Source organism: Lentzea sp. NPDC054927, from assembly GCF_053610285.1.
The window spans coordinates 486,391-502,956 of sequence record NZ_JBSGXZ010000002.1 but is presented as its reverse complement, the minus strand read 5'-3'; the positions used below and the strand labels follow the sequence as shown (position 1 = coordinate 502,956).

Annotated in this window: 19 protein-coding genes; 12 read left to right on the top strand and 7 right to left on the bottom strand. The window is 69.3% G+C overall.

The features are described 5' to 3' along the window. Window positions 1-133: 133 nt before the first annotated feature. Together pip and ACWGE0_RS05790 are read left to right on the top strand one after the other, a co-directional pair. Entirely contained in the window at window positions 134-1,066 is a 933-nt protein-coding gene (pip, locus tag ACWGE0_RS05795; RefSeq protein ID WP_452259752.1) for a prolyl aminopeptidase, read from the top strand. Beyond that, window positions 1,063-1,470: a DnaJ family domain-containing protein gene (locus ACWGE0_RS05790; protein WP_452259751.1), complete on the top strand. Its 408-nt coding sequence runs from the start codon at window positions 1,063-1,065 to the stop codon at window positions 1,468-1,470. Before pip ends, ACWGE0_RS05790 begins: the two co-directional genes overlap by 4 nt. 3 nt (window positions 1,471-1,473) lie before the next feature. Here the strand turns inward: ACWGE0_RS05790 and ACWGE0_RS05785 are convergent, their stop codons facing one another. Then, window positions 1,474-1,992, bottom strand: a complete 519-nt coding sequence (locus ACWGE0_RS05785; RefSeq protein ID WP_452259750.1) for a lytic polysaccharide monooxygenase auxiliary activity family 9 protein — start codon at window positions 1,990-1,992, stop codon at window positions 1,474-1,476. 494 nt (window positions 1,993-2,486) lie between these two features. Here ACWGE0_RS05785 and ACWGE0_RS05780 point away from each other — a divergent pair, with 494 nt between their 5' ends. Both ACWGE0_RS05780 and ACWGE0_RS05775 read left to right on the top strand, forming a co-directional pair. Then, window positions 2,487-4,523, top strand: coding sequence for an ATP-binding protein (locus tag ACWGE0_RS05780; RefSeq protein ID WP_452259749.1), 2,037 nt, complete (start codon window positions 2,487-2,489; stop codon window positions 4,521-4,523). Beyond that, a complete protein-coding gene (locus ACWGE0_RS05775; protein WP_452259748.1) occupies window positions 4,520-5,692 on the top strand; it encodes a helix-turn-helix transcriptional regulator in 1,173 nt (390 codons plus the stop codon). Before ACWGE0_RS05780 ends, ACWGE0_RS05775 begins: the two co-directional genes overlap by 4 nt. Here ACWGE0_RS05775 and ACWGE0_RS05770 read toward each other — a convergent pair. Continuing rightward, entirely contained in the window at window positions 5,679-6,332 is a 654-nt protein-coding gene (locus ACWGE0_RS05770; RefSeq protein WP_452259747.1) for a DedA family protein, read from the bottom strand. The genes ACWGE0_RS05775 and ACWGE0_RS05770 overlap by 14 nt on opposite strands. 23 nt (window positions 6,333-6,355) lie before the next feature. Between ACWGE0_RS05770 and ACWGE0_RS05765 the strand changes: the two genes are divergently transcribed. From ACWGE0_RS05765 to ACWGE0_RS05755, 3 genes are all read left to right on the top strand, one after another. Next, window positions 6,356-7,147 (top strand): cytochrome c biogenesis CcdA family protein, encoded by a 792-nt coding sequence (locus ACWGE0_RS05765; RefSeq protein ID WP_452259746.1) that lies wholly within the window; start codon window positions 6,356-6,358, stop codon window positions 7,145-7,147. Between the two features lie 7 nt (window positions 7,148-7,154). Further along, a complete protein-coding gene (locus ACWGE0_RS05760) occupies window positions 7,155-7,631 on the top strand; it encodes a redoxin domain-containing protein (protein WP_452259745.1) in 477 nt (158 codons plus the stop codon). A 155-nt stretch (window positions 7,632-7,786) separates the two neighbouring features. Then, window positions 7,787-8,080 (top strand): HPF/RaiA family ribosome-associated protein, encoded by a 294-nt coding sequence (locus tag ACWGE0_RS05755; RefSeq protein WP_452259744.1) that lies wholly within the window; start codon window positions 7,787-7,789, stop codon window positions 8,078-8,080. 46 nt (window positions 8,081-8,126) lie between these two features. On the opposite strand, the gene ACWGE0_RS05750 is transcribed toward ACWGE0_RS05755, so the two are convergent. After that, window positions 8,127-10,355: a PEP/pyruvate-binding domain-containing protein gene (locus ACWGE0_RS05750; protein ID WP_452259743.1), complete on the bottom strand. Its 2,229-nt coding sequence runs from the start codon at window positions 10,353-10,355 to the stop codon at window positions 8,127-8,129. A 59-nt stretch (window positions 10,356-10,414) separates the two neighbouring features. Here ACWGE0_RS05750 and ACWGE0_RS05745 point away from each other — a divergent pair, with 59 nt between their 5' ends. Then, window positions 10,415-10,762, top strand: a complete 348-nt coding sequence (locus ACWGE0_RS05745) for a YciI family protein (protein WP_452259742.1) — start codon at window positions 10,415-10,417, stop codon at window positions 10,760-10,762. Continuing rightward, window positions 10,762-12,006 (top strand): RNA polymerase sigma factor, encoded by a 1,245-nt coding sequence (locus tag ACWGE0_RS05740; protein ID WP_452259741.1) that lies wholly within the window; start codon window positions 10,762-10,764, stop codon window positions 12,004-12,006. Before ACWGE0_RS05745 ends, ACWGE0_RS05740 begins: the two co-directional genes overlap by 1 nt. On the opposite strand, the gene ACWGE0_RS05735 is transcribed toward ACWGE0_RS05740, so the two are convergent. Next, complete coding sequence (locus ACWGE0_RS05735; RefSeq protein WP_452259740.1) at window positions 11,905-12,456, bottom strand: copper resistance CopC family protein; 552 nt, start codon at window positions 12,454-12,456, stop codon at window positions 11,905-11,907. The two genes, ACWGE0_RS05740 and ACWGE0_RS05735, sit on opposite strands and share 102 nt — an antisense overlap. A 49-nt stretch (window positions 12,457-12,505) precedes the next feature. Here ACWGE0_RS05735 and ACWGE0_RS05730 point away from each other — a divergent pair, with 49 nt between their 5' ends. Further along, a complete protein-coding gene (locus ACWGE0_RS05730) occupies window positions 12,506-13,051 on the top strand; it encodes a sigma-70 family RNA polymerase sigma factor (protein WP_452259739.1) in 546 nt (181 codons plus the stop codon). Here ACWGE0_RS05730 and ACWGE0_RS05725 read toward each other — a convergent pair. Continuing rightward, window positions 12,992-13,492 (bottom strand): 2'-5' RNA ligase family protein, encoded by a 501-nt coding sequence (locus tag ACWGE0_RS05725; RefSeq protein ID WP_452259738.1) that lies wholly within the window; start codon window positions 13,490-13,492, stop codon window positions 12,992-12,994. The genes ACWGE0_RS05730 and ACWGE0_RS05725 overlap by 60 nt on opposite strands. Then, window positions 13,489-14,664 carry an MFS transporter gene (locus ACWGE0_RS05720; protein WP_452259737.1) on the bottom strand — a complete coding sequence of 392 codons (1,176 nt, stop codon included), beginning with the start codon at window positions 14,662-14,664 and terminating at the stop codon, window positions 13,489-13,491. Before ACWGE0_RS05720 ends, ACWGE0_RS05725 begins: the two co-directional genes overlap by 4 nt. Window positions 14,665-14,784: 120 nt before the next feature. Between ACWGE0_RS05720 and ACWGE0_RS05715 the strand changes: the two genes are divergently transcribed. Together ACWGE0_RS05715 and ACWGE0_RS05710 are read left to right on the top strand one after the other, a co-directional pair. Further along, window positions 14,785-15,180 carry an ATP-binding protein gene (locus ACWGE0_RS05715; RefSeq protein WP_452259736.1) on the top strand — a complete coding sequence of 132 codons (396 nt, stop codon included), beginning with the start codon at window positions 14,785-14,787 and terminating at the stop codon, window positions 15,178-15,180. An 82-nt stretch (window positions 15,181-15,262) separates the two neighbouring features. Beyond that, window positions 15,263-15,664 carry an ATP-binding protein gene (locus ACWGE0_RS05710; protein ID WP_452259735.1) on the top strand — a complete coding sequence of 134 codons (402 nt, stop codon included), beginning with the start codon at window positions 15,263-15,265 and terminating at the stop codon, window positions 15,662-15,664. Window positions 15,665-15,668: 4 nt separating this feature from the next. Here the strand turns inward: ACWGE0_RS05710 and bla are convergent, their stop codons facing one another. Beyond that, complete coding sequence (bla, locus tag ACWGE0_RS05705; protein ID WP_452259734.1) at window positions 15,669-16,565, bottom strand: class A beta-lactamase; 897 nt, start codon at window positions 16,563-16,565, stop codon at window positions 15,669-15,671. Between the last annotated feature and the right edge of the window lies 1 nt (window position 16,566).

Sequence of the window (16,566 nt, the reverse complement as noted above, 5' to 3'; positions counted from 1 at the left end):
CTCTGGGGGGGGCCCCCCCCTCCGCCTTGTTGGGGGTGGTGGGGGGGGGGGGGGGCGGCGCCGCGAGGTGCCCTGCTGAACGTGGATTCCCTCGCCAACGTTCCGCGTCACGCCACTAGATACGCTGGAAGCCATGGAGCACAGCGTTGTCGAACCGTTGGAACACGGCATGCTCGACGTCGGCGACGGCAACCAGGTCTACTGGGAGGTCGTCGGGAATCCGGACGGCAAGCCTGCCGTGTTCCTGCACGGCGGGCCGGGCGGTCCGGCCAACGGCGCGCGCAGGTCGCTCGACGCCGAGAAGTACCGGGTGGTGATCTTCCACCAGCGCGGCTGCGGCAAGAGCACGCCGCACGCCAGCGACCCGGCCGCGGACATGAGCGTCAACACGACCGACCACCTGATCGCCGACATGGAGCTGCTCCGCGAGCACCTCGGCATCGAGAAGTGGCTGGTGCACGGCGGATCCTGGGGCACCACGCTCGGTGTCGCCTACGCGCTCCGTCATCCCCACCGCGTCTCCGAGATGATCCTGATCGCCGTCACCCTCTCGTCCGCCCGTGAGCTGGATTGGCTCTACAAGGGCGTTTCCCGGTTCTTCCCGGAGGCCTGGGAGCGGTTCAGCGCACACGTCGGCAACGCGCCGGACGTCGTGCGCGCGTACGCCGAGGTGATGGAGAGCGCGGATCGCGCGGTGCGGGAGCAGGCCGCGATCGAGTGGTGCCGGTGGGAGGACACCGTGCTGTCACTGGAGAACTTCGGCAAGGCGAACGTGTTCGGCGACCGGGCGTCGGACGACGTGATCGCGCTCGTGCGGATCATCGCGCACTACTACGCGAACCTCGGCTTCGTCGACGACCTGCTGCGCGACGCCGGCAAGCTCGCGGGCATTCCGGCCGCGTTGATCCACGGCCGCCGGGACTTGAGCTGTCCCGCGGACACCGCCTACGCGCTGGCGAAGGCGTGGCCGGACGCCGAACTGACCCTCGTGGACGACAGTGGCCACAAGGGCAGCCCCGCGTTCGCGGAGGCGATGCAGTCCGCGGTCAGGAGGTTTGCCCCATGACACAACGGAAGCCGCCGGGCATGGGCTTCGAGTCGTGGATCGACAAGCAGATCCGCGAAGCCCAGGAACGCGGTGAGTTCGACGACCTGCCCAGCGCCGGGAAACCGTTGCCCGGCGCGGGTGAGCCTCTCGAAGAGGACTGGTGGATCAGGAGGAAGGTGCGGGAGGAAGAGGGCACGACAGGGTTGCCCCCTTCCCTGGTCCTGCGCAGGCAGGCCGAGACCGCCAAGGCCCGTGCCCTGGCGGCCCTGACCGACGACGAGGCGCGCGCGATCATCGGGGAGATGAACGCGAAGATCCTCGACGCCTTGCGGAAACCGTTGTCCGGTCCGCCGTTGAACCTCATGCCGTTCGACGTCGAGCAGGTGGTGCTTGAGCGGAAGGGGAACTCAAGCGCCGGTTAGAGCTCAGCTCGCGTTGACGTCGATGCAGGAGTAGAACGCGTTCGAGGTGTCGCCGATGTTCCAGATGGCGAGCACCTTGTGACGTCCGGCCGACCCCAGGTTGACGCTGTGCTGCACGGTCGCCGGCGGCTGCTGGTTGTTGCCGCTGAACGTCGCGACCTTGCGGCCGTCGACGAAGTACTCGTAGTCACGAGTGCGGTGCCGCGCGGTGAACGTCCAGTTGAACGTGGCCGTGCGGCCCACGTTCGAGACCTTCCAGCCCTTGTTGTCGTTGCTGAGCACGGAGAACTGCGACAGGTTGGCGTGGCAGCTGCGCAGGTTCTTCGGGCCCTCCACCGACTGCGGCTCCCACTGGATGGCCCCGCACTCCTTCACCGTGCCGTTGGCACATTGCGCCTGACGGCTGGCCGGTGACGAGATGTAGCCGTGGGCGAACGCCGTGCCGGTCGGGAGAGCCACGACGAGCAACGGTGCAGCGAGAACGCCGGCCATGGCAGCCGCAACCCTGCGTCCAATTTTCATGTGACTTCCTTTGCCTTGATGTGCTTGTGCGTGCTGGACATCGCGGCGGCGGTTGAAGGTCTAGACCATACCGCGCGTAATCGTGAGGCCACAAGACGTGTCTGACAGATCAGTCAGGTAAGCGACGTTCGCTCAGCTTTGTACAGCACCGAAATTCGGCTCTCCGTTGAGCGAAGACGGTGGGTTCTGGGAGGTTTTGGGCGGCTTCGAGCCTTCTTGGGATCACCGAGCGTGGTCGATCATGGGTGTGCCGCAGGCGGCGGCGTACCGAGACGCGGACCGGAACCTGATGAACGCAGAGTGACCGCCGACGGCCACCACCTGTTGACACTCGTCTCAACCCGCGGCCGAATTTGCTCCGGTCAGACGTCTCAAAACGCTCATTCGTGCTGTTCGAACCGGTTTCGTGAGCAGTGCTGCGGTTGTGAAAGCGCGCTGTCAATCGCGATTGAATGACATTTCATCGCGGTGCATTCGCTCATAGAATCGCGACCATGTGGTCGTCGGTGAGCGCGCGGACTCGTCTGGTGGGACGGGAACGCGAGCTGACCGCCGTGCGACGACTGTTGCGCAAGCACCGGCTGGTGGCGCTGGTCGGCCCTGGCGGGTCCGGGAAGTCGCGGCTGGCGGCCGAACTCTGCCCGGTGGAGCCTGGCACCGCCGTCGTCGAGCTGGAGTCCGTGCACCGGCCGGACCTGCTGTGGCACGTGGTCGCGTTCTCACTGAACGTCTGGGAGGAGCCGGGTTCGCCGCTGCACGCCACCGTCGTCCGCGCGCTGTCGCACCATCGTGTGCTGGTGCTGGACAACTGCGAACACCTGATCCGCGAGGCCGCCGCCGCCGTCACCGAACTGCTGGCGCACTGCCCGCGGCTGCGCGTGCTGGTGACGAGCCGCGAACCCCTCGACCTGGCCGGCGAGATGTGCGTCGACGTCGGCCCGCTCCCTCCCGCCGACGCCCGCGCGCTGTTCGTGGAATGCGGTGGTTCCCCGGAATTGGCCGACTCGGTGGCCGACCACCTGCCGCTGGCGATCGAGCTCGCGGCGGCCAGGACGGACGTGCCCGCGCGCCACCGCGACCTGGACGCGGTGATCAGGTGGAGCTACGACCTGCTCGGCCCGGCGGAGCAGGCCGCGTTGCGCCGGCTGTCCGTGCTGATCGGCGATTTCGACCTCGACCTGGCCACCGCGGTCTGCGCCGGTTCCGACGACGTGGTGCAGCTGATGGCAACGTTGCGCGCCAAGTCGTTGGTGGTCCGGTCGCAGTCGTCCTCGCCGAGCGCGCGGTTCCGCCTGCTCGAGTCGATCCGCCTGTTCGGTCTGGCGCGGCTCGCGGAGTGTGGCGAGACGGACGCGACCCTCGACCGGCTCGCCACCGCGCTGACCCGCATGATCCGCACGGTCGCCGCGGCCCCGTCGATCACCGACGAGACGAACACCTGGCTGGGCGGGCACGAACACCAGCTGCTGCACGTGATCGCCCGCCTCCCGCACACCGACCCGCGGCACACCTGGCTGGTCGCGGCCGTCGTGCACGTCTGGCACCTGCGCGGGTCCTACGTCGAGGCCATGCGCCTGGCCTCGGCCACGCTGGCGTCCGGCCCGCTGTCAGCGCACTCGGAGGTCCTGCTGTTCCGCGCGTCCTGGCTCGCGGGCATGACCGGCGACGGCGCGGAGGCGGTCCGGCTGGCCGAGGCACTGGTGGCGCACCCGTCGACCCGGCACCCCATCTGGGAGGCGCGGGCGTGGAACACCCTGGGCCACGCCCGCTCCAAGATCGGCGACCTCGACGGCGCCCGCTCGGCCACCGAACGCGCTGTCGTGGCCGCACGCGCACAGGGCGACGAACGGTTGTTGATGACGTTCCTCAACAACTACGCCTGGTTGCTCATGCGGATCGGCGACCTCGACGCCGCGTCGGCGGTCATCGACGAGTCGCTGCTGTGGGGCGCGCTGGACGGTCACCGCTGGATGTTCGCCAAGCACACGGCGGGCGCGATCGCCTTGCGGCGCGGCGCACTCGACCTGGCGGAGCAGCACTTCGTGGTCGCGCTGCTGGAGGGATCGTCCTCGTGCGGGGCGCTGTCCGGTGTGCTGGAAGGCCTCGGCATCGTCGCCGCGCACCGGCAGCAGCCGGAGCGAGCAGTTGTCCTGATGGCCGCGGCGGCCGCCACCCGCCGTTCGCGCGGCGCGCACTCAGAACCTCCGTGGACGCGTTTGGTCGCGTCGGCCCGCGAAGTGGCGGAGCTGGAGGCGGGGGAGCGGCGTGCGGCGCGGGCCCGGCAGCTGGGTGAGCGGCTGGATTTCGCGGGGCTGCAGGAGTACGTGAGCTCCGTGCGGCGCGACGAACCGCTGACGTCCCGGCAGCAGCAGATCGCGGACCTGGTCGTGGACGGGCTGACCAACCAGGAGATCGGGGCGCGACTGGGGATCTCGACCGGGACCGTGCGCTCGCACGTGACGCAGATGCTGACCAGGCTGGGGCTGACCTCGCGCACCCAGCTGGCGGCGCGGACGGCGCGCGTGCGATGACGTGTGAGGACTGCGGCGCCCCACTCACCGCACCCGGCAAGTACTGCTCAGGAGCCTGCCGCCAGCGCGCCTACCGCCGCCGCGCCCGCGAGGTCGTCCACACCTCGCCGCGACTCGACACCTTCGTCGGCCGCCACGCCGAGCTGGCCGACCTCACGAAGCTGCTGGCGCGCCACCGGATCGTCACCGTGATCGGACCGCCCGGCGTCGGCAAGTCGCGGCTCGTGCAGGAAGCCGTCGCCCACCGCCAGCACGTCATGCTGATCGAACTCGCGGACGTCACCAGGGTTCCCGACCTGCTCGTGGCCGCGCCGAAGCCCGGGCTGCTCGTCCTGGACGGCTGCGAGCACGTCCTCGAGGACTGCGCCGACCTCATCGCGCGCCATCCGGGGTTGCGCGTGCTGGCCACGAGCCGGGAGCCGCTCGACGTCCCCGGCGAGCAGGCGTACCGGCTCTCCCCGCTCGGCCCGCACGATGCGAAGCGGCTGTTCCGCGACCGGGCACTGGCGTTCGACAGCGGGTTCGACGAGAGCGCCGGCCTGCTGGACGCCGTGTGCGAGCGGCTCGACCGGTTGCCGCTCGCGCTCGAACTCGCCGCGCGGCTCGTCCGCGTGCTGACGCTGGAGGAGATCGAGGCCAGGCTGGACAACCGGTTCGCCGTCCTCACCGCCGGGCCGCGCGACGCCTCACCGCACCACCGGTCGCTGCACGCGGCGATCGACCGCAGCTACCAGCTGCTCACCGAGGCCGAGCAGACCGCGCTGCAGACGTTCGCGATGTTCCCCGAAGGCATGACCGAGGAGCTCGCCGACGCGCTCGTGCCGGACGGGTGGGCGATCGCGAAGCGTCTGCGGGCACGGTCACTGCTCGAGAACGGCGAGCGGCTCACGATGCTCGAATCGGTGCGGCAGTTCGCTTTGCCGCAGGGCTCGGCGAATCTCGAGGCCAGGCCAGAGGAGCGGGACGAGCCGGAGCCGGAACCGTTGTCGTGGCGCGACGAACGGTTGCTGAAAGTCGCCGCGATGGTCGCGGAAGGCTTGACCAACCGGCAGATCGCCGACGGACTGCACGTGTCGCTGCGAACGGTCGAGGCGGACGTGCGCGACCTCAAGGCCGTGCTGGGAGTGCGGTCGTGCGCGCAGATCGCCGCGTGGACTACGCAGTCCTGACTTCCTCGGCCGGCTCGGCCGGTTCCTCCAGCTTCTCCGCCGCCTTCGCGAGCCGCCGCTTCACGATGAAGACGCCGGCCACGCCCGCCACCACGGCGATCGCCAGGCCCGCGTAGGAGAAGCCCTTCAGCCACTTCTCGGCCACCACGCCGAGGTAGTAGACGGCCGCCGCGGTGCCGCCCGCCCACACCACGCCGCCGAGAGCGTTGGCCACCAGGAACTTGCCGTAGTTCATGTGCAGCGAACCGGCCAGAGGTCCGGCGAGAATGCGCAGCAATGCCACGAAACGGCCGAAGAAGACCGCCCACGCCCCGCGTTTCTGGAACACCGTGCGGGCGTGGTTCAGCTGCGTTTCGCCGAAGTGCTTGGGGAATTTCCGGCCCATCCACGCGAACAGCCGAGGCCCGCCGCGCCTGCCGATGAGGTAGCCGAAGTTGTCGCCGATGATGGCGCCCGCGCTCGCCCACACACCGATCCACAACGGGCTCAGCTCAGCGTGCTGCGACGCCAGCAGCGAGGCCGTGACCAGCACGATCTCGCCAGGCAACGGGATGCCGAGCGACTCGAAGCCGATCACCAGGCCGACGATCACGTACACGAGCAGAGGAGGAATGGCTTCGAGCCACTGTTCGATCGGCACGTCGCAACACTACCGTCGCCTTCGTGAACGAGCTCGCACTCGCGGTCGTCGCGGGAATGGTGGCCACGGTCAACCCGTGTGGATTCGCGATGCTGCCCGCCTATCTGGCTCTGGTGGCCCGCGACAATCTGACACGAGCCTTTATGTCCGGTTTGGTGATGACAGCCGGATTTGTCACGTTCTTCGGGCTGTTCGGACTTCTCGTCACCCCGCTGGCGGGCACGCTCAAGCGCTACCTGCCGTTCGTGACGGTCGTGATCGGCGCGGTGATGATCGTCGTCGGCGTGCTGCTGGTGATCGGCAAGGACCTCTACCTGAGGCTGCCGAAGCTGCAGGCCGCGCCGAACAGCCTCTGGTCCATGTACGGCTACGGCATCGCGTTCGCCATCGCCTCTCTCTCGTGCGCGATCGGGCCGTTCCTCGCCGTGGTCGGTGCATCGCTGCAGACCGGCGGAGTCGCGTTCCTCGCCTACGCACTCGGTATGGGACTTGTGGTCACCGCACTGGCCGTCGCGGGCTCGGTGCTCGCACCGCAGATCCGCAAGCTCCTCCCACACGTCGGTCGCATCGGCGGTGTGGTGCTCGTGATGGTGGGTGCGTACGTGACCTACTACGGCATCTACGAGCTGCGGCTGTTCCTCGCCGGCGGCAGCGCGATCGACCCGGTGGTGCAGGCCGCCGGACGGTTCCAGAACACGCTCGTGCAGATCGTCGCGGCGCTCGGGCCGTGGCCGTTCGTGGTGGTGCTGGCCATCGCGGGGGCGTGGTGGCTGAACCGGAGGAGGCGCAAGGCCGTACGCCAGGGCAGGAGGTGAGGAGCCGATGCGCTTCCTCGGAGTGCTGCTGGGAGTCGTGCTGCTGCTCGCGGGATGTGGCGAGAAAGCGCCGCCCCCGGAGAAGTTCCAGTTCACCGCCAAGACCCTGGAGGGTGCGGAGTTCCGCGGCGACAAGCTCGTCGGCCAGCCGGCGGTGCTGTGGTTCTGGACGCCCTGGTGCCCGTCCTGCAACGCCGAGGCGAAGACCGTCGCCGAGATGGCCAAGCGCCACGACAAGGTCCAGTTCGTCGGCGTCGCGGCCGAGGACCAGCTGGACGCGATGAAGAAGTTCGTGAGCGACCACGAGATGAACGGCTTCCCGCATCTGGCGGACCTCGACGGGTCCGTGTGGAAGAGGTTCGGCGTGACCGCTCAGCCCACGTTCGCGTTCGTCAAAACCGATGGCTCGGTGGAACTTCTCACCGGCGCGCCCACTGAGGAGCAGCTCGACCAGCGAGTATCCGCTTTGATGCCAAAAGCTTGATCCAGTGACATCCCTAGGTTCCCCGGCCGCACCATCTTCTCAGTAGAAAGACCCTGCGCTGTCGGGACCAACGCCTGGTTCGGCGTTGCGATCGAATTCGTATCGTCGAACTGGCCACGTGGCGGTGCCGCGCGGCCTTGAGGAGGCAGGTGTCGATGGACTACATCCAGGTCTCGCTCGCGGACACCATTCCCGAGCAGGCCAGGGACTACGCGTCGGCGAGGATCGGCTCGCTGGACCGGTACGCGCCGGACCGGGTCGACTTCGCCTGGGTCAACCTGACCTCGGACAAGTCCGTGATCCACGCGCACGCCCGGCTCGACCTGAAGTGGGTCGAGGTGCAGGCGTACGCGGAGGCCGACACGGTCACCGAGGTGATCGACCTGTTGCGGGAACGCATGCGGCGTCAGCTCGTCGCGATGCACAGCCGCGTTCCCGTGCACAACTGACCTCGGTGAACTGAACCCACCACTCGGCGGCGGACGGGTGGTGGGTTCACCGCACCCGTTTCACCGTTCCCCTGGCCCCGTCCACCTGGATCCGGTCTCCCGTGGCGATCCGGGTCGTCGCGTTCCCACAGCCCACGACGGCCGGAATCCCGAGCTCCCGCGCCACGATCGCCGCGTGCGACAGGGGCGCGCCGACGTCGGTCACGACCGCGGCGGCACGGGTGAACAGCGGCGTCCATCCGATGTTCATCACCGTGGTCACGAGAATCTCGCCCTGCCGCAACGACTCGCCGTCCTCGACCCGTGCCAGCACGCGGGCGACACCCTCGACGACACCCGCCGAGCCGGGGAAACCGGTGACGTCCGCCGGCATCGGCACGTCGGTGGTCGCGTCGTGGAGATCGGCTCGCCGGTTCGGTGAGGCCGCCCAGGACTCCGGGTCGAACCGTCCGCGAATCACTGCCGGATAGGGCGGAAGTGCGCGATAACGCTCGTACGTGGCCCGTTGCGCGGGCACCCGGTCCAGCAACGTCGTCTCGCCGTCCAGCACGCGCAGCACGTCGTCGATCGGCAGGAAGAACAGGGCGTCACCGGACGACGTCAGCTCGCCGGCCCGCAGCACGAACGCGCGCATCACCCAGAACGCCCGCACCATCTCCGACCGGGCCTGCTCACGTGCCCGCGCGCTGTCGCCGATGCGGTCGAGCTGCTTGCGGATCTTCGGGGCCGCCGAGGGGTGCTTCGCCACCAACCGGTCCCAGGCTTCGGCTCGGGCCTCACGCTGACGGGCCAGCAAAGCCTCCGGATCCGCCAGCGTCTCCAGCTGCCGGGAGATCCACTCCGGATCCTCGGCCGGGCGTGGTGCGTAGACCTCGAAGTCGTTGGCGCACCGATGTCCCCAGCTCTGGGCGAAGGTGCCCCGATCGATCTCGCCCGACCGCAGCCGCGCGAGCCCGACCAGCGGTCCCAGGCTGGCGAGCCCGGCGCCGTCGTGGAACCCGGTCAGCAACGTGGCCGCGTCCTCTTCACCGATCAGCGCGACGAGCCTGCGCCGCAACGCCGCCGGCCCGCCCGCGATCATCCGCGCACCCGCGTCCAGGATCGGGCAGACGAACCGCAGCAGCTGGTCGAGATCGTGCCGCCACAGGCCGAGCAACGCGCCGGGTGTCGTGCAGGCGGCGATGGCCTTGTGTGCGGCGGCGCACCGGCCGGGGTTGTCGCGAACCAGCTGGGGCAGCCGCGTCCGGTAGAGGATCTGCTGCTTGATCGGCCCGCCCGCGCCGCGCAGCACCGCGCGGAGGATCGCGAGCCGCGACATCGGCAGCGGCGGCACCGTCACGCCGTCCGGGATGCGCCCGAACGTCTCCTCGCCGGAGCGCCGCATCTCGTCGGCCTTGCCGATCACCGTGCCCAGCGCGGTGTACGTGCTGATGTTGAGGTAGAAGCGGCCGCCGATGTTGCCGGAGATCCGGTGCGGTCCGATCGCGACACTCGACAGCAGTTCGACCAGCGACCACGTCACCGGCGTCATCACCTCGGGGACGGCCTCGCCGACGTTTCCGTTGGACCACAGGTAGTCGCCGTCGAGCGAGTCGTTCCACTCGACCCGCAGCGACGTGATCGGCCGCGCCTGCAGGATCCAGAACCTCTTGCCCTCCAACGCCCACTCGACGTCCACCGGCATCCCGTAGAGCGCCTCGATCCGCTTGCCGAGCCCGACCAGTTCGCTCTTCTGGGCGTCGTCGAGCAACTCCGCCGAGTCCGCCTCACCGCTCACCAGCGCCTCACCGAGCCCGCGCACCGCGTTGATCACCGGCTCGGCCCGCCCGGTCACCGGATCCGCGGTGAACAGCACGCCGGACACGTCCGCGGGCACCATCCGTTGCACCACAACGGCCATCTCGGCCGACTCGATCCCGTTCCGCGCGCGGTAGGCGACGGCCCGCTCGGACCGCAACGAGTCCCAGCACCGCAGGACCGCGTCGAAAAGCCGGCTCTCATCAACGTTCAGCACGGTGTCGTGCTGGCCCGCGAACGACAGGTCCGGCAGGTCCTCCGCGGTGGCCGACGACCGCACGGCCACCGGCCCGCCCAGCTCCCGGAACGCGTCCAGCACTCCGTCCATCGACCGCTCGCGGTAGGCGCAGGTCGTCAGGTGGAACCCGGCGGGCACCGGCAGCCCGGCCCGCGTGAGCCGGGCGAGTGAGGCGCCCTTGCCTCCGACCGCCGCCAGGTCGGCGGCCGGGTCGTCGAGCGGAAGGATCAACGGGATCATGTCGTCATAGTTGTCGAAACCGGCTGCCCGCGTTCGTACAAAGGGTGAAGGAGACCGCCATGACGCAGCAGTACCTGTTGAGCATCTACCAGCCCGACGGCGAGGCTCCTCCGCCCGAGGTGCTCGGCCCGATCATGGAGAACCTCACCGCGCTGAACGAGGAGATGCAGGCCAAGGGCGCGTGGGTGTTCGCCGTGGGCCTGCACCCGCCGTCGACCGCGACCGTGCTCAACGCGAAAGACGACGACGTGCTGATGACCGACGGGCCGTTCGTCGAGGGCAAGGAGCACATCGGCGGGTTCACCGTCATCCGGGCCGCCGACCTGGACGAGGCGCTGGCGTGGGGACGCCGGCTCGCGACCGTGCTCAGCCCGTTGTCGATCGAGGTCAGGCCGATCCAGTCCTGATGACCGAGGAGACCTTCGAGCAGATCTTCCGGGCGGAGTACGGCCGCGCGGTGTCCGTGCTGACCCGTGTCCTCGGCGACATCGACCTCGCCGAGGAGGCGGTGCAGGACGCCTTCACCACGGCCGCCGAGCAGTGGCCGGTCAAGGGTGTCCCGCCCGCGCCCGCCGGTTGGATCATCACGACCGCGCGCAACCGGGCGATCGACAAGCTGCGCCGCGAGACCAAGGGCCACGAGAAGCACGCGCAGGCCGCGTTGCTCCAGCACGAACCGGAAGCGGAGGAGGTGGGGGACGTGCCCGACGACCGGCTGCGACTGATCTTCACCTGCTGCCACCCGTCGCTGGCGTTGCAGGCCCAGGTCGCGCTCACCCTGAAGCTCCTCGGCGGCCTCACCACGGGGGAGATCGCCAGGGCGTTCCTGGTGCCGGAACCCACGATGGCGCAACGAATCGTGCGCGCGAAGGGCAAGATCCGCGCGGCCCGCATCCCGTACCGGGTGCCGCGCGACGCCGACCTGCCCGAACGCCTCAAAGCCGTGCTCGCCGTCGTCTACCTGATCTTCAACGAGGGCTACCTGGACAAGGCGGAGCTGGCGGACGAGGCGATCCGGCTCGGACGGGTGCTGGCGCAGCTCATGCCGGACGAACCCGAGGTGTGGGGGCTGCTGGCGTTGATGCTGCTCGTCGCGTCACGCAGGGAGGCCCGGCTGCGCGACGGCGAGATCGTCCTGCTCGCCGACCAGGACCTCGAGAAGTGGGACGCGGGCCTCGTCGCGGAGGGCCAGGACATCGTGCGGCGCTGCCTGCGCTGGAACCGGCCCGGTTCGTACCAGGTCCAGGCCGCCATCAACGCCGTGCACAGCGATCCACCGACCGACTGGCATCAGGTCGTGGCGCTCTACGACCAGTTGCTGGCCTTCACCCCAAGCCCGGTCGTGGCGCTGCATCGCGCCGTTGCGGTCGCCGAGACAGAAGGCCCGGAGAAGGCGCTGCGCCAAGTCGAGGCGTTGGACCTCGACCGCTATCACCTGTTCCACGCCGTGCGCGCGGATCTGTTGAAGAGGCTCGGTCAGGACCCGACAGCGGCGCTGGAGGCCGCGCTCGACCGGGCGGAACACCCGGCCGAACGCGACCTCCTGCGGTCACGGCTGGGGTTTGCGGCGGCGGACCAGCAGGATCACGCCGACGAGCACGATCAGCACGACCACGATCCACAACCAGGCCGGGACGCCACCGGACTCTGACGGCGCGGTCGACGGGGGAGCGTTGGACACCGGCGCGCTCATCGTCACCGACGAGGGCGGTGCCTCCGACGACGTCTGCGCGGCGACGTTCATGGTGAAGGTGAACGTGCCCTGGACGACGTCACCGTCCTCGGACTGCGCCTTCCACGCAAGCGTGTGCGCGCCCGCCTTCGCGGCCGCGGTGTCGAACTTCGCCGTGATCGTCTTGTCCACGACGTTCGACTGGGTGATCGGCCACTTGGCACCGTCCGGTCCCGTGATGGTGACCGCGTCGCCGTCGGGCAGGCTGATGACGTCGCTGAACGTCAGCTCGACCTGCTCTGGCAGGGCGTCGAGGGCCGCGCCGGACGCCGGATTGCTGCTTTTGAGCTCGGCGTGGGCCTGCGCGGGGACGGCTACGGCCGTCGCGGCGAACAGTGCCAGCACGAGCGCGCTGAAGAAACGCCTCACCAGCCGCAGCGTAGTGGTACGGGGTTCCTTATCGGATTAGACAGTTTCGTTGTCAGTCAACAGTGCGCTGGTTTCACTGGCCGGCATGCACGACTTCCTCCGCGTGCTCTACCAGGATCATCACCACTGCGTGCTCAACTACGCGACCCGGCTGACCGGAGACCGCGGTATCGCAGAGGACGTCGTGCAGGAGACCTTCCTGCGGGCGTGGCGGCATCCCGAATCGTTTGCCGAAGGGACCTCCGCCCGCGGCTGGCTGATCACGGTGGCGCGCAACGTGGTCATCGACCGGGCGCGGGCGGGGAAGATCCGCCCGCACGAGATCGGCGAGCACGAACCGGAACCGATGCCGGATCACGCGCAGCACGTCGTGGACGCGTTGGTGATGGAGGCCGTGCTCGCATCACTGTCCTATGAACACCGACGCGTGCTCACCGAGCTCTACTACAACGGCCGTACGTACACCGAGGCTGCTGTGTGTCTGGGAGTGCCGGCCGGGACGGTGAAGTCACGCACGCACTACGCGTTGTGCGAGCTACGCCGGGCGTTCCAGCTCGAACCGGGCGAGGTCCTCGAACCGCGGCCTGCCCGGTGAGCTCCGATCGGCCACCAGCGCGATCCGGTCCGCGATCCACGACGCGTCGATCTCCTGACCTGGCAGCCCCGCGGGCACCCGGCCGCGCGCGAGCACCACGAAGGCCTGGAACGGCTGTGGATGGGTTACCGGCACGATCGGCGCCGTCGCCTCGAACACGACGGATCCCAGCTCGTCCAGTCCGGACACCGGCACGCTGATCCATCCCGAGCGCGGCCGCGTCCTGGGCCCGAGGACGCACCGGGTCGCCGGGGCACCGTCCAGCTCCTCGGTCAGCGCCTCGACCAGGTCCGGCACCACCCGCTCGGACACCGTGCCCAGCGGCCGCACCTTGATCAGCCACTGGGCGGGCGCGGACCACTGGATGCCCGGTGCCCGGTCGAGCGCACCGAGCACCTCGACGATCTCCGGCGGTGGCCAGATCGCGATGGACAGCCTCACGCCACCGATTGTGGGACACGCGGCGTGAGTTGGGGCAGCGCCAGCACGCACGCCAGCGCGGCGGCGGCTCCGGCGGTGATCACCGGCGCGACCGGTGTCACGTCGTAGAGCAGGCCGCTCAGCATCGGCCCGACGAGGAACGCCAGCCCGCTCGTGGCGCAGACCAGCCCGGCTATCAGGCCCTGGTGCCGCGGCCCGACGCCGAGCGAGGCCGCCGCGGCGAACCCGGTGACCGCGAGCCCGAGCCCGACCGCCACCACCAGGTACGCCACTGCCACCAGCCACAGCGACTGCACGACCGCCAGCACCGCGTAACCCGCCAGCGCTATCGGCGCACCGGCGCGCATCAACCGGCCGGCAGGCCACTTCAGCAGCGGTACGGCCACGCCCTGCGTCACGACGAGCCCGAGAGCGGAAGCGGCCACCACGGCGCTGACCGCGAGTGAGGAGGTGCTGTACATCAGTTGTTGCTTGGCGAGCAACGTCACGACGACCTGCGAGAGCGCGAACGACAGGTACATGAGGAACCCGACGCCGAATGCGGGCAACATCGCCCACGGCTGGGTCTGGACCACCTGCTGTGGACGTTCGACCGGCTTGACGGCGACCAGAACGAAGATCGTGACCAGCAGCGCGAGCACGGGCGCGATGGTGAGCGGCAGCATCAGCGAGATGGCGGCGAGCACGCCACCGACCGGAGGCCCGATCAGGGCCGACAGTCCTTGTGCCGCACCGACGAGACCGACAGCCCTGGTGCGGTCGCCTTCCTCCGCGGTGAAGGTGCCCGCCACGGCGAGCGCGGCGACGGGCAGCACGGCGAGCCCGGCACCCAGCAGTACGCTGCGGAACACCAGCACGGACGTGAACGCCAGGTCGGGCGTCAGCGTCTCGTCGAGCCCGAACGTGACGGCGGCGGCGAACCCGGCGAACCCGGCCACGGACAGGCCGAGGCCGACCAGCAGTACGCTGCGCAGCCCGATGGCGTCCAGCGCCCACCCCCAGAAGGGGCTCGTGAGCGCGACCGCCACGGAGGCGATCGTGATCACCAGACCCAGCTGGGTCGCGGTGAGGTCCAACTCGAGGGACAACGGAGAAAGGGCCGGAACGAGCAGCTGTTGCGTGAAGGACATCGCCAGCAGTCCGGCAAGTAACGGCAGCAAGGATCTGGGCACGTGGTTCCCCCTGAGGTGCGACGGCGCAGTGAGGGTAATTCACCTACCTGAACGATTGGTTTGGCGACCGATGCAGTCGGGTAACCCGCGCCCGAACTGATCAACTGACCGAGGAGCGGTTTGGCGCACGATCAGGCAGCGACGACGGGTGACGCGGCAGATCTGCCACTGGGCAGGCAGCGGCCCTCTCTCGCGGCGGTCAGGCGCTGGGTGCGGCTGGAGCTGATGAGGGAGGACGCCGACAGCGTGGCCGACGTGCTGTTGGTGGTGAACGAACTCGTCAGCAACGCTTACCGGTACACGTCCGAACCATCTTTCCTGCGCGTGCTCGTGGAGAAGTCCAGGATCCGCGTCGAGATCGTGCACGACTCCCGTGCCCATCCGCCGCTGCGCAAGGTCTCGCGGCCGCAGCGCGGATATGGCCTGGTCCTGGTGGCCCGGCTGTCCGACCGGTGGGGTGTGGACCGGGCGCAGGGCGACACCGTGGTGTGGGCCGACCTTCCGAGGTTCCCTTGATTCCAGTTCGGCGGGTTTCGATCTGCGCGTCACGGGGTACGGATCCCTCTGCCTTGAACCAACAGGGCGCGGAGGAATGCTGATGGGTATTGCAGGACGGTCCAGCGAACGACTGGACCTCGTCCTACCGGAGGGGAACATGCCGCTCGCGACCGTGCGAGCGGAGGTACGACGCCTTCTGCTGGGGATGCACGAGAACGTCGTGGTCGACGTGATGGTGGTGGCCACTGAGCTCGTCAGCAACGCCTACCACCACGGCGCTCCACCTCGTCACGCCCGGATTCTTCGCCTGCCGGAACGCGAGGTGGTGCGGGTGGAGGTCGACGACGGAACACCCGGCCGGTTCCCGCAGCTAGGGCGAATGGGGTTCCTGGGGAGACGGCAGCGTGGGTTGTTGCTGGTGAACGGCTTGGCGCAGGTGTGGGGGCATTATCGGTACCCCGACCTGAAGACGGTGTGGGCGGACGTGTCGTCGGTCCGCTGAGGAGTCAGATGAGGGTCTTCACGACGTAGGCGGCCGCCTCGGCGATGAGCGCCTCGTCGTACTTCGCGCCGGCAGAAGCCTTGCTCGACATGATCGCGATCAGGATCGGCTCGCGACCGGGCGGCCACACGACGGCGATGTCGTTGGCCGTGCCGTAGTCGCCGGTGCCGGTCTTGTTCGCGACCCTGCTGCCCTGCGGCACGCCTGCCCGGATCCGCCTGGCCCCGGTGGTCGAGCGCTCCAGCAGGTCCTTGAGGAAGTCGCGCTTCTCGGGTGCGAGGGCGTCACCGAGCACGAGCCGCTGGTAGTCCGTGCCGAGCGCACGCGGCGTGGCGGTGTCGCGCGGGTCGCCGGGCGTGGCCGAGGTGAGGTCGGGCTCGATCCGGTCCATCCGGGTCTCGTTGTCGCCGAGCTCGCGCAGGTACCTGGTGAGCTCCGCGGGGCCGCCGGCGTCGCGCAGCAGCAGGTTGCCGGCCGTGCCGTCGCTGTGGCGGACCGCGGCGTCGCACAGGTCGCGGAGCTTCATGCCGGTCCGGACGTGATCTTTGGTGATGGTCGAGCTCTTCATCAGGTCGGCTTCGGTGTAGGTGACGACGTCGTCGAGGTGCGTCATCGGGTTGCGGTGCAGGATCGCGGCCGTGGCGAGCCCCTTGAACGTCGAGCAGAAGGCGAACCGCTCGTCCGCCCGGTGCTCGATCGTGTTGACGCCGGCCGCGTAGACGCCCAGCCGTGCGTCGTACTTCTTCTCCAGCTCGAACAGCGCGTCGTGCCTGATCGGCGCCGCGCTCGTCGTGGTTGTCGTCGGAGGTGGTGGGGTGCTCGTCGGTGCGGCGGGTGTGGCCGCGCAGCCGGCGAGGGGGAGCAGGGCGAACGTCTTGAGCACGGTGCGTCGAGCGGTCACG